This window comes from Streptomyces sp. NPDC111628 (genome assembly GCF_055635195.1).
Map to the genome: position 1 here is coordinate 1,364,213 of NZ_JBVKBZ010000001.1, position 11,554 is coordinate 1,375,766.

At 71.9% G+C, this 11,554-nt stretch carries 10 protein-coding genes; 3 read left to right on the top strand and 7 right to left on the bottom strand.

Features of this window, described 5'->3' with window-relative positions; translation table 11 throughout:
* The first annotated feature begins 103 nt into the window (after positions 1 to 103).
* Positions 104 to 1,129: an ATP-dependent 6-phosphofructokinase gene (locus tag ACZ7MF_RS06655; RefSeq protein WP_361004615.1), complete on the top strand. Its 1,026-nt coding sequence runs from the start codon at positions 104 to 106 to the stop codon at positions 1,127 to 1,129.
* A 40-nt stretch (positions 1,130 to 1,169) separates the two neighbouring features.
* Here ACZ7MF_RS06655 and ACZ7MF_RS06660 read toward each other — a convergent pair whose 3' ends face one another.
* From ACZ7MF_RS06660 to ACZ7MF_RS06680, 5 genes are all read right to left on the bottom strand, one after another.
* Positions 1,170 to 1,883: a helix-turn-helix domain-containing protein gene (locus ACZ7MF_RS06660; protein ID WP_361004618.1), complete on the bottom strand. Its 714-nt coding sequence runs from the start codon at positions 1,881 to 1,883 to the stop codon at positions 1,170 to 1,172.
* Between the two features lie 77 nt (positions 1,884 to 1,960).
* Entirely contained in the window at positions 1,961 to 2,830 is an 870-nt protein-coding gene (locus ACZ7MF_RS06665; RefSeq protein ID WP_471474878.1) for a carbohydrate ABC transporter permease, read from the bottom strand.
* A 1-nt stretch (position 2,831) separates the two neighbouring features.
* On the bottom strand, positions 2,832 to 3,773 hold the full coding sequence (locus ACZ7MF_RS06670) for a carbohydrate ABC transporter permease (protein ID WP_471474880.1): 942 nt from the start codon (positions 3,771 to 3,773) through the stop codon (positions 2,832 to 2,834).
* Positions 3,770 to 5,146 carry an extracellular solute-binding protein gene (locus ACZ7MF_RS06675; RefSeq protein ID WP_471474881.1) on the bottom strand — a complete coding sequence of 459 codons (1,377 nt, stop codon included), beginning with the start codon at positions 5,144 to 5,146 and terminating at the stop codon, positions 3,770 to 3,772. The genes ACZ7MF_RS06670 and ACZ7MF_RS06675 overlap by 4 nt, the downstream gene beginning before the upstream one ends.
* A gap of 68 nt (positions 5,147 to 5,214) precedes the next feature.
* Positions 5,215 to 6,102 (bottom strand): 5'-methylthioadenosine/S-adenosylhomocysteine nucleosidase family protein, encoded by an 888-nt coding sequence (locus tag ACZ7MF_RS06680; protein WP_471474883.1) that lies wholly within the window; start codon positions 6,100 to 6,102, stop codon positions 5,215 to 5,217.
* A 33-nt stretch (positions 6,103 to 6,135) separates the two neighbouring features.
* Here ACZ7MF_RS06680 and ACZ7MF_RS06685 point away from each other — a divergent pair, with 33 nt between their 5' ends.
* Together ACZ7MF_RS06685 and ACZ7MF_RS06690 are read left to right on the top strand one after the other, a co-directional pair.
* Entirely contained in the window at positions 6,136 to 6,675 is a 540-nt protein-coding gene (locus ACZ7MF_RS06685; protein ID WP_471474884.1) for a hypothetical protein, read from the top strand.
* Positions 6,676 to 6,705: 30 nt separating this feature from the next.
* A complete protein-coding gene (locus tag ACZ7MF_RS06690) occupies positions 6,706 to 9,132 on the top strand; it encodes an ATP-binding protein (RefSeq protein ID WP_471474886.1) in 2,427 nt (808 codons plus the stop codon).
* On the opposite strand, the gene ACZ7MF_RS06695 is transcribed toward ACZ7MF_RS06690, so the two are convergent.
* Together ACZ7MF_RS06695 and ACZ7MF_RS06700 are read right to left on the bottom strand one after the other, a co-directional pair.
* The gene (locus ACZ7MF_RS06695) at positions 9,017 to 9,706 is read right to left on the bottom strand and encodes a response regulator (RefSeq protein ID WP_471474887.1); all 690 of its coding nucleotides are present in this window, start codon (positions 9,704 to 9,706) and stop codon (positions 9,017 to 9,019) included. The genes ACZ7MF_RS06690 and ACZ7MF_RS06695 overlap by 116 nt on opposite strands.
* Before the next feature lie 124 nt (positions 9,707 to 9,830).
* Positions 9,831 to 11,504: a sensor histidine kinase gene (locus ACZ7MF_RS06700; RefSeq protein ID WP_471474889.1), complete on the bottom strand. Its 1,674-nt coding sequence runs from the start codon at positions 11,502 to 11,504 to the stop codon at positions 9,831 to 9,833.
* Between the last annotated feature and the right edge of the window lie 50 nt (positions 11,505 to 11,554).

Consider the following 11,554-nt stretch of genomic DNA (forward strand, 5'->3'; position numbering starts at 1 on the left):
CTCCGGCGATGGTTAAGGCGCCCGTCAGCGTCCACCGCCGCCCGGGCCGTGAAACAATTGGATCGGCTCACCGGTGTCAACAGCGAGCAGGAGACACAGCACGATGCGTATCGGAGTTCTCACCGCAGGCGGCGACTGCCCCGGCCTGAACGCAGTGATCCGGTCGGTCGTGCACCGAGCGGTGGACAACTACGGCGACGAGGTCATCGGCTTCGAGGACGGCTACGCGGGGCTGCTGGACAGCCGCTACCGCACCCTCGACCTCAACGCGGTCAGCGGCATCCTCGCCCGCGGCGGCACCATCCTCGGCTCCTCCCGCCTGGAGCGCGACCGGCTCCGCGAGGCCTGCGAGGACGCCTCGGACATGATCCAGAACTTCGGCATCGACGCCCTGATCCCGATCGGCGGCGAGGGCACCCTCACGGCCGCCCGGATGCTGTCCGACGCCGGGCTCCCGGTGGTCGGCGTGCCGAAGACCATCGACAACGACATCTCCTCCACCGACCGCACCTTCGGCTTCGACACCGCCGTCGGCGTCGCGACCGAGGCGATGGACCGCCTCAAGACCACCGCCGAGTCCCACCAGCGCGTCATGGTCGTCGAGGTCATGGGCCGGCACGCCGGCTGGATCGCCCTGGAGTCCGGCATGGCCGCCGGTGCCCACGGCATCTGCCTGCCCGAGCGCCCCTTCGACCCCGCCGACCTGGTCAAGATGGTCGAGGAGCGCTTCTCCCGCGGCAAGAAGTTCGCCGTCGTCTGCGTCGCCGAGGGCGCCCACCCCGCCGAGGGCTCCATGGACTACGGCAAGGGCGCCATCGACAAGTTCGGCCACGAGCGCTTCCAGGGCATCGGCACCGCACTCGCCTTCGAGCTGGAGCGCAGGCTCGGCAAGGAGGCCAAGCCGGTCATCCTCGGCCACGTCCAGCGCGGCGGCGTACCGACCGCGTACGACCGGGTCCTCGCCACCCGCTTCGGCTGGCACGCGGTGGAGGCCGCGCACCGGGGCGACTTCGGCCGGATGACGGCGCTGCGCGGCACCGACGTCGTGATGGTGCCGCTGGCGGAGGCGGTCACCGAGCTGAAGACGGTCCCGAAGGACCGGATGGACGAGGCGGAGTCGGTCTTCTAGACCCTCTTCCAGACACTGGATCTCCAGACCTCGGACCCGCTTACGGGTGCTTCTCGACCGCCGTCCAGAAGTGGTCGACGATCCGGTCGAGGAAGTCCCGGCCCCCGGCGCTCGAGTCGGGGGCGCCGCCGCCCCAGCTGAGGGTGGCGGTCATCCGCCCCTGGTAGTCCTGGTGCAGCACCTGGAGGACGTTCTCCAGGACGCGCCGGTCCAGCGGTGCCAGCTTGGCGATCGGGCGCACGCAGCCCTGCCAGCGGGTGGTCACCGCGCTCGTCAGCAGGTCGGCCAGCTTCTCCTCGCGCCCCGTGACGGTCACGAAGTCGGGCAGCGTGAGACCGAGCACGTCGGCGAGCTGGGCCGACTGACGGTCGGTGCCGCGCCAGTCGTCCGCCTCCTCCATCCGCAGGTAGGCCGGAAGCCCGAGCCCGACCGCACGGGCCACGTCCTCGGGTGCCAGACCGCGGGCGACGCGGTGCTCGCGCAGGGACTGCGGCCGCCCGATCAGCTCACCGGGCGAGCACCACAGCACCCCGGCGAGCGCGGTCAGCTCCGGCCCCTCGGGGAAGGCCGTCCCCCGCTCCCAGGCGATGACGAGGTCGGGGGAGACGTACGGCAGCCCGTACGAGACGCGTATGCCGTGGGCGACGTGCTCGGGCCCCATGTTGAGGGCGGCACGCAGCCGGCGGGCGGCGAGGGCGTTGAACGGAGGGCCCGACTGGCTCGGGCCGGGTGAGGGTCGGCGCACGCGCCACACCGTAGGGGTCCGGGGCGATGCTGACTACGGGCTGTTCGGCCAGCGATACGGATTGTAGGAACGTACGGGGGCGCGGCTCACCCTTTGACCGCCCCGCCCAGCGCGAACCCGCCGCCCAGCCGTCGCGAGATCAGCACGTACAGCAGCACCACCGGCGTGGAGTAGACGATCGAGAACGCCGCCAGCTGTCCGTACGCCACCATGCCCCGGTTGCCGAAGAAGTCGTTGATGCTGACCGATGCGGGCATCTGGTCCGGGGAGAGCAGCAGCATGAAGGGGACGAAGAAGTTCCCCCACATCATCACGAACGAGAACACCGTCACCACCGCCACCCCCGGCCCCATCAGCGGCAGCACGATCCGCAGCAGCGACTGGAAGGACGACGCCCCGTCCGTCCACGCCGCCTCTTCCAGTTCCTTCGGCACCCCGTCCATGAAGTTCTTCATCAGCCAGATCGCGAAGGGCAGTTGCGAGGCGGCGAAGAAGAAGATCGTCCCCTGCATGGTGTCGATCATGTTCACCCGCACGAACAGGGCGTAGACGGGCACCATGATCGCCGTGATCGGCAGGCTGGTCGCGAACAGGATGGTGAGCAGGAAAGGCCGGTTCAGCCGCGACCGGAAGCGGGAGAGCGGATACGCCGCGAGCACCGCGCACACCACCGTCAGCAGCGTCGCCCCGCCGCACAGGATCAGGCTGTTGAGCAGCGGGGTGAAGGTGATCTCCGGGGTGAGGATCGCGTCGAAGTTGTCCAGGGTGACCCCGTCGGGGACCTTGACCCGCAGGCTCGCGTGCGGGTCGAGGGCGGACAGCACCACCCAGGCCAGCGGCAGTACGAAGGCCGCGGCCGCCACCAGCAGCCCGGCGTCGGCGGCGGTGCGGCGCCGGTTGCGCCGGGAGGCGGGGGTCGTACGGCGGGCCGTACGGGACGTGACCGTGGATGCCATGTCAGACCTCCGTCCGCAGCAGGCGCAGGTACACGACCGAGAACAGCGAGCCGATCAGCAACAGCAGCAGCGCCACCGCCGTGCCGTACCCGATCAGGCTGTTCTGGAAGGCCTGCTCGTACATGAACAGCGGCAGCGTCTGGCTCTTGCCGCTCGGCCCGCCCCGCGTCATCACCCAGATCAGCCCGAAGACCGACAGCGTCTGCAGCGTGTTGAGCATCAGGTTGGTGCCGATGGAGCGCCGGATCATCGGCAGCGTGATGTGCCACATCCGGCGCCAGCCGCTCGCGCCGTCGACCTCGGCGGCCTCGGTGACCTCCTTGGGGATCTCGTTCAGCGCGGCCGAGTACACCAGCATCGAGAACGCCGTGCCCCGCCACACGTTGGCGAAGGACACCGCCAGGATCGGCAGCGTGAACAGCCAGTTCTGGGAGGGCAGATGGAGCCAGTCCAGGATGGCGTTGAGGGTGCCCTCGCGCCGGAAGAAGGCGTAGAGCAGGAAGCCCGCCACCACCTCCGGCAGCACCCAGGCCGTGACAACGATGCCACCGGTGAGCGTGCGGACCGGCTTCGAGGCCCGCTGCATCAGCGAGGCCAGGGCGAGCCCCAGGGTGTTCTGCCCGATCAGCGAGGACAGCACGGTGAAGACGAGGGTCAGCCATACGGCGTTGAGGAACGCCTCGTCCTTGAAGGCGCGGGTGAAGTTGTCGAACCCGACGAAGGACTCCTGGGCCTGCCCGGTGAGCTGGAGGTCGGTGAAGGCGATGACGACGCAGTAGACGATCGGACCCGCGAGGAAGAGCAGCAGCAGGACGACGGCGGGGGAGACGGGCAGGGCGCGGAAGAGGGAGCGCCGGACGCTGCCGGGCCGGGTGCCCGAGGCCAAAGGCGCGGGCGTCTTCCGCACCTTGGGCCCGGTGTGCTCCGGCGCGGTGGCCGTCACTTGCTCACCACCTGGTTGTCGGTGGCCTCCTTGAGCGCCTCGTCGTAGCCGCGCGCCGCCTCCTCGACCGACTTGTCACCGGTCGTCACGCCCTCCATGGCCTCCTGGATGGCGACGGACACCTTCGGGTACGCCGGGTAGGCGGGCCGGTAGTGGGTGTCGGCGACGAGGTCGGTGAAGAACTTGATGCCGGGCTGGGCGTCGACGTAGGCGGGGTCGTCGGCGACGTCCTCGCGGACGGAGATGCCGGAGTTGGCGACGTACCACTTCTGGGCGTTGGCCTTGGTCTGCATCGTCTTGATGAACTCGAAGGCCAGGTCGGGGTTGCCCGCCTTGGCCGGGATCGACCAGGTCCACCCGCCGGACATGCTCACCCTGCCGGGCGCCTGCCCGTTCTGCGTGGGCATGGCGGCGAGCCCCAGCTCCTTCGACCACTCGGGCCACTCGTGCCCGCTGCCCTCCAGCCAGTCCTGCGGCAGCCAGGAGCCGTCGAGCGCGATCCCGAGCTTGCCCTGTGGCAGCAGCTCACCGCGGATCTTCGTGGAGAAGTTGGGGTCGAGGGCGTCGGAGACCTCCGGGCCGAGCTTCTCCTTGTACACCGTCTCGACGAAGGCGAGGGAGTCCTTGAACCCCTGCCCCGCCGTGATCCACTTCTTGCCGCCCTTGTCGTACAGCGGGTCGGAGGAGCCGTCCCCCGTGCCGTACAGCAGCATCTCGAAGCCCTGCATGGTGGCCATCTCGCCGGCGGGCTTGCCCGTGTAGACGTTGAGCGGTGTGACGCCGGGGACCTTCTCCTTGATGGTGCGGGCGGCGTCGAGGACCTCGTCCCAGGTCTTCGGCTGCCAGTCGGCGGGCAGCCCCGCCTTGGCGAAGACGTCCTTGCTGAACCACAGCCCGCGGGTGTCGGTCCCGTCCGGCACGCCGTACGTCTTGCCGTCCTCGCCCTTGGCCGCCGCCTTCGCCGTGTCGATGAACTGGTCCCAGTCCTTCCACTGGTCCAGGTACTCGTCGATCGGCTTCAGGTACCCGCTGGTGATGTCGGAGTTGATGAGGAAGGTGTCCTCGTAGACCAGGTCAGGGGCGGTCTTGGGGGAGCGGAGCATCTGCTGGAGCTTGGTGTAGTACTCCGAGTCCGGCGCCTTGATCGGCACCAGCTCGACCTTCTTCCCCGGGTTGGCCTTCTCGAACTGCTTCTTGATGTCGCCGAGGTAGGTGTCCATCACCTTGATGGAGTTGTCCGTCGACTGCTTGAAGGAGACCTTCACCGTGTCCGGATCGCTGCCGGAGCCGCTTGAGCAGGCGGCGAGCGAGGTGGAGGCGAGCGCGGTGAGGGTGAACAGGGCGGTGAACCGGACGGTGGGACGCACGGGCATGACCTCCTACGGGCACACGACACTGTGGCCTGGACGGCTGCGTGGCGAACGTAAGAGGAATGGTCTAGTCAGGTCAATGAGTGTGCGCCGGATTGGCCCCGGAGGAGGTGATCGGCCTTGCCGGTGACGGGCCCGTGGAAGGTGCCGCCCCGGAAGTCGATGTGGTCCCCGCCGTACGTCGCTCCGTTGGCCTCATGTTCGTGGGGCCCCTCCGCGCCGTCCGAGGAGCCCTCCCGGGGCCGGTGCTTGTGCAGCACCGCCACCGTCACCGTCGCGGCCTGCTCGGCGGCGCGCTGCGGTGAACCCGAGGCGTCGGCCCTGTGCTTCCCGGCGTCGGCGCGGTCGCTGATGCCCCGGATGACCAGGGCGTACACCTGGCCGTTCAGGTGGGCTGCCTGGAGGGCGCCCGAGCCCTCCATCTCGATCGCGCCCGCGTCGTTGTAGTTCCGGTGGAGGAACCGGGCGATCTCCGACTCGGCGTCCGCCAGGACGACATCACCCGTGGCGATCGGCATGAAGTGCGCCCGTACGCCGGGCAGGTCCCGCACGGCGGAACGGGCCGCCTGCTCCAGCGCGTGCGAGCCCGGCAGGGCCTCCGGCCGGACCAGGAAGCCCTCCGGGGTCTGCTTGCCGCCGTGGATCTCGTACACCTGCGTGCCCACGACGACGTCGCCGATCCCGACGTCGTCCTTCAGACTGCCCGCGACCCCGACGAACAGCACGGCCTCGGGGCGCAGCCAGTTGATGAGCTGGGTGGTGAGAACGCCGGCGCGCTCGGCGCCCATGCCCAGTTCGGCGAGGGCGACGTGCCAGGAAGCCGATGTCACTCGGCCCACTTCGACCCGGGTGCCGTCCCGGTGCACCCGCTCCTCCCGCTCCGCCACGTGCGCGCGGACCGCGGCGTATTCGAGCGGGAGTGCGGTCAGGACCAGAACGGTGGGCTGGATGTCCGGCATAGTCGTAAGTTACCGCTGGGAGAAGGGATTCGAGTGCCGGAACAGGACGTCACGGTGGGGCAGTTGCTGCTCGCCGAGTACGAGAGCGTGAAGAGCGAGCAGAGGGCGAGGATCGGGTTCCGGGACAATCTCCTCTATGTGACGCTCGCCGTCGTGGCCGCCGTCATCGCCGCTACCGCCCAGGCGGAGCGGCCCTCGATGCTGCTGGCGCTGCCGCCGGTGTGCCTCGTCCTCGGGTGGACCTACCTCGTCAACGACGAGAAGATCTCCGCGATCGGGCTCTACGTCCGGGACGATCTGGGGCCGAAGCTGGCCGAACTCGCCGCGCACGCGAGCGGGTTCGCGACCTTCGGGTGGGAGGCGTACCACCGCAGCGACACCCGGCGCCGGTCCCGCAAGACGATCCAGACCGTGATCGACCTGACCGCGTTCTGCGCGGTACCCCTGGCGGCGCTGGTCGTTTTCTGGGTGAACGGGGACGCCACCCGGCTGCTCGTCGCGCTCTCGGTGCTGGAGGCGCTCGCCGTGGCGGGGCTCGCCGCGCAGGTCGTGTGGTACGCGAAGGCGGCGTGAGCGTCCCTCCGGCAGGGAGGAGCGGCGCGGATGGAAACGGCACTGCTGACGGCCCTGGCCGAGGGCGCGGGCGGAGACGCGGGGCGCCGGGCGGTGGAGGCGCTGGCGCGGGCGGTGGGGCTCGACGCCGACGCGTCCGTCCGGGACATCGCGAGGGCCGCGGCGGAACCGGCGCGGCGGGAGGCCGTACGGGAGGTCGTACGGGAGTGGGGCGGGACGGTGGCCGGGCTGCCGGTGCCGGGCAGCGGGGCGTCCTGGTACGGCGGCGATCACGCCGACTTCCGGGGCGGGGTCTTCCTGCGCGAGGTGGTCGGCGTACAGGTCGTGGTCCAGGAGGGTGGGGCCGCCGTCCCGGAGGCGGTGGCGGGCCTGCCGCCGAGGCCCGGCGGGTTCACCGGACGGGACCGCGAGACCGAAAACCTGCTGCGCGCGCTGGACCCGGCGAGGACGCGGTCCACGGAGTCGGCCGCCCCCGTTGCCGCCGTGTCCGGTCTCGGCGGTATCGGCAAGACCGCGCTCGCCGTCGAGACCGCGCACCTGGCCCGGGAACGGGGCTGGTTCCCCGGTGGGGTCCTCTTCCTCGACCTGCACGGCTACGACCGGGAGCCCGTCACCGCCGACCGGGGCCTCCAGGCCCTGCTGCACGCCCTCGGCACCCTGCCGGAACACATCCCCATCACGACGGACGAGCGGGCCGCGCTCTACCGCTCGACGCTGGCCGCCCGAACCCGTGAGCGCGGCGCGGTGCTGATCCTGGCCGACAACGCCTCCTCACCGGAGCAGGTACGGCCCCTCCTGCCGGGCGACTTCCGGCACCGCGTCCTGGTCACGTCACGCGACCGTCTGCCCCAACTCGGCGCGCGGCTCCTGCCCCTGGATCAGCTCGGAGCAAGCGAGGCCCTCGAACTCCTCCACCGTGCTCTGGGGATCGCCGATCCCCACGACAGCCGCATGGCCGACGACCCCGACACGGCCGAGCGACTCGCCGAACTCTGCGGACACCTCCCCCTGGCCCTGCAGATCGCGGTCGCCCTGCTGGCGGCGGACCCCGGCAAACCGGTGGCCGAACTCGTGGCGGAACTGGCCGAGGCCCACGACCGCCTGGACCACCTCGACGACGGCGAACGCAGCATCCGCGCCGCCTTCGAGCTGTCCTACCGCCGACTGCCGCCCGAGCAGGCCCGGCTGCTGCGCCTGCTCGCTCTCGCGCCGGGGCCCGAGGTGAGCGACGAGGTCGTCGCCGCGCTGGTCGGCGCCGACCGTCCTCCGGTACGTGACCAGCACGCCCTGGCCCGGGCGCACCTCGTGGAGAGGGGGCGTGCGCGCGGCTGGTGGCGGTTGCACGACCTGGTGCGGGTGTTCGGGGCGGGAGTGGTGGCCCGAGCAGAGGCTGACGCCGCGCGGTCACGGGTGCTGCGGCACTACCTGGAGCGGGCCCGCGCGGCGGACGCCCACCTGAAGCCCCGCACGGAGGACGACGAGGAGTCCGGGCCGTTCCGGAGCCGTGAGGAGGCGCTCGCCTGGTGCGACGCGGAGCGTGCCGGGCTCGTGGCGGCCGCGCGGTGGGTGTCGGACCGGCACCTGACCGCCGACGCCGTCCGGCTCGCCGGTGCGCTCTGCGAGTACCTGGACTGGCGGCGCCGTTTCGACGACGCGGTCACCGTGTGCCGGGCCGCCCGTGCCGCCGCGCACCGGGCGGGTGACGCGGCCGCCGAGGCCGCCGCCTGGAACCGGACGGGCACCGCTCTGCGGGGAAGCAGGCGGCTCAGGGAGGCGTACGACGCCCACCGACGGGCCCGCGACCTGTACCAGGCCCTGGGCGACGACAACGGCAGGGCGATGGCGGTGTCCAACCTGGGCACCCTCCTCAGCGACGTGGGACAGGCCGACGAGGCCATCGACGCCTTCCGGCTCGCCCTCGGGCTCTTCCGCCGCACCGGCGACCGGCACAGCGAGGCCGGTGCCTGGAACAACCTCGCCCTCACACTGCGCAAGTCCGGCCGCGTGGACGAGGCCCTCGACGCCCTCCGAGCCGCGCTCGCCCTCTACCGGGAGACCGGGGACCGGCCCCGCGAGGGCCGGGCCTGGCACAACTACGCCGTCGCCCTCAACGCACGCGGCCGTACGGCGGAAGCCGTGGCCGCCTGCCTCGACAGCCTGGACATCTGCGAGGAGTTCGAGGACTGGCACGGCAGCGCCCGGACGCTGTACGCCCTCGGGCTCGTGCACGAGACGGCCGGAGACGCCGAGCGGGCCCGCGCGCGGATGACACAGGCCGCCGACGCCTACGAGCGGGCGGGCTCGACCGAGGAGGCCGAGCAGGCCCGCAGGGCGGCCCGGCTCACCGGCCCCGCACCCACCGGTACACCAGCTCCGGCCGCCCCACCTGACCGTACTGCGGGCTCCGCCCCGCCCGGCCCGCGTCCACCAGGTGCTCCAGGTAACGCCGGGCCGTGATGCGGGAGATGCCCACCGCCTCGGCGACCCCGGCCGCCGTGAGGCCCTCGGACGAGCCGCGCAGGGCGCCCGTCACGCGTTCCAGGGTCGGGCCGCTCAGGCCCTTGGGCAGGGCCGCGGGGCCGGGGGCGCGGAGGGTGGCCAGGGCGCGGTCCACCTCGTCCTGGCCGCTGGCCTCCCCGGCGGTGCCGCGGAACTCCGCGTAGCGCACCAGGCGGTCGCGCAGGGTGGCGAAGGTGAAGGGCTTCAGGACGTACTGGACGACGCCCAGCGACACCCCCTCGCGCACCATCGTCAGGTCGCGCGCCGACGTCACCGCTATCACGTCGGTGTGATGCCCGGCCGCGCGGAGCGAGCGGGCCAGCTGGAGTCCGTGCACGTCCGGCAGGTGCAGGTCGAGCAGGAGCAGGTCCACCGGCGTGCGGTCCAGCATCCGCTTGGCCTCCGCGCCGGTGTGCGCCTTGCCGACGGCGACGAACCCGGGCACCCGGCCGACGTACATCATGTGCGCGTCGGCGGCGACCGGGTCGTCCTCGACGACCAGGACGCGGATGGGCTCCCCGGCGGTGCTCATACGGCACCTCCGGGGTGAGTTGCCGCACTGTGGGAGTGGCCGTCACCGCGGGCGGCACGGCGCACGGCGCCGACGGCCGGGCGGGCCACGGCGACTGGGACGACACGCGCGGGCGGTTGCCGTCTCACAGGGCACCCCCGGAGTCCGGTCTGCCGCCCGACACCGCGACCGGGGTCGAGCCTCCGCCCCCGGCAGGGCCCAGCGGCAGCCGTGCCTCGAAGCGGGCGCCGCCGCCCTCCGCCTCCGCCACGGTCAGGGTGCCGCCGTGCCGCCGCACCGCCTGCCGGACCAGGGCGAGGCCCAGGCCGCGTCCGCCCTCCCCGGCCGGCTTGGTCGAGTAGCCCCGCTGGAAGACCAGGTCGGCGTGGGCGGGATCGACCCCGGCGCCGGTGTCCGACACCCGCAGCACCAGCTCGGAGCCACCGGAACCGGCACCCTCCGTGTACGCCGCCACCGTCACCCGCGAGGGCACCGCGCCCTGCGCCGCGTCCACCGCGTTGTCCACCAGGTTGCCCAGGATCGTCACCAGGTCCCGGGCGGGCAGCGACGACGGCAGCAGTCCGTCGTCCAGTCGGCTGTCCTGCGACACCACCAGCTCCACTCCCCGCTCGTTGGCCTGCGCCGTCTTGCCCAGCAGCAGCGCCGCGAGCACCGGCTCGCTCACCGCCGCCACCACCTGGTCGGTGAGGGCCTGCGCCAGTTCCAGCTCCGCCGTCGCGAACTCCACGGCCTCCTCCGCCCGCCCCAGCTCGATCAGCGAGACGACCGTGTGCAGCCGGTTCGCCGCCTCGTGCGCCTGTGAGCGCAGCGCCTGGGTGAAACCGCGCTCCGAGTTCAGCTCGCCCGTCAGCGACTGCAGCTCGGTCACGTCCCGCAGTGTCACCACCGTGCCCCGGCGTTCACCGCCGGAGACCGGCGAGGTGTTCACCACCAGCACCCGCTCCGCCGCCAGGTGCACCTCGTCCACCCGCGGCTCCGACGCCAGCAGCGCCCCCGTCAGCGGCGACGGCAGCCCCAGGTCCGCCACCGAGGCGCCGACCACGTCACCGCGCACGCCGAGCAGCTCCCGTCCGCCGTCGTTGATCAGCGCGACACGGTACTGCCCGTCCAGCATCAGCAGTCCCTCCCGCACCGCGTGCAGCGCCGCCTGATGGTAGTCGTGCATCCGGCTCAGCTCGTCGGCGTTCATGCCGTGCGTGTGCCGGCGCAGCCGCGCGTTGATCACGTACGTCCCGACCGCGCCGAGCAGCAGGGCCCCGGCCGCCACCCCCGACAGGGCCGTGAGCTGGTCCTGCGCCCGCTTGCTGATCTCCTCGACCTTGATCCCGGCGCTGACCAGGCCGACGATCCGGCCGTCGTCCACGATCGGTGTGACCGCCCGCACCGAGGGGCCGAGCGTGCCCGTGTAGGTCTCGGTGAAGGTCTGGCCCCGCTGCGCGCGCTCGATGTGACCCTGGAAGGGATGGCCGATTTCTGTCGGTTCGGGGTGGGTCCAGCGGATGCCCTCGGGATTCATGATCGTCACGAAGTCCACGTCCGTGTCCTGCATGACACGCACCGCGTACGGCTGGAGGCGCGCCGTCGGGTCCGGGGTACGGATCGCCTCCGCCACGGACGGCGAGTCGGCGATCGCCAGCGACACCGCCCTGGCCTGGCGCCCGGCAGCCTCCTCCGCCTGCCCCCGGTCGCTGATGTAGCTGAACAGCGCGTACCCGACCACGACGACCGCTATCAGGACGGCCTGCATGGCGAAGAGCTGCCCGGCCAGGCTGCGGGGTCTCGGGACGCGGAGGTGCATGCCGCCAGTCTCCCTCGTGGCTTGATTGTGAACTAAATGAACGCAAGGGT

Coding starts and splice junctions, on each gene's coding strand:
- ACZ7MF_RS06655 (WP_361004615.1), top strand. CDS start 104: ATGCGTATCGGAGTTCTCACCGCAGGCGGCGACTGCCCCGGCCTGAAC.
- ACZ7MF_RS06665 (WP_471474878.1), bottom strand. CDS start 2,830: ATGGCATCCACGGTCACGTCCCGTACGGCCCGCCGTACGACCCCCGCC.
- ACZ7MF_RS06675 (WP_471474881.1), bottom strand. CDS start 5,146: ATGCCCGTGCGTCCCACCGTCCGGTTCACCGCCCTGTTCACCCTCACC.
- ACZ7MF_RS06680 (WP_471474883.1), bottom strand. CDS start 6,102: ATGCCGGACATCCAGCCCACCGTTCTGGTCCTGACCGCACTCCCGCTC.
- ACZ7MF_RS06690 (WP_471474886.1), top strand. CDS start 6,706: ATGGAAACGGCACTGCTGACGGCCCTGGCCGAGGGCGCGGGCGGAGAC.
- ACZ7MF_RS06695 (WP_471474887.1), bottom strand. CDS start 9,706: ATGAGCACCGCCGGGGAGCCCATCCGCGTCCTGGTCGTCGAGGACGAC.
- ACZ7MF_RS06700 (WP_471474889.1), bottom strand. CDS start 11,504: ATGCACCTCCGCGTCCCGAGACCCCGCAGCCTGGCCGGGCAGCTCTTC.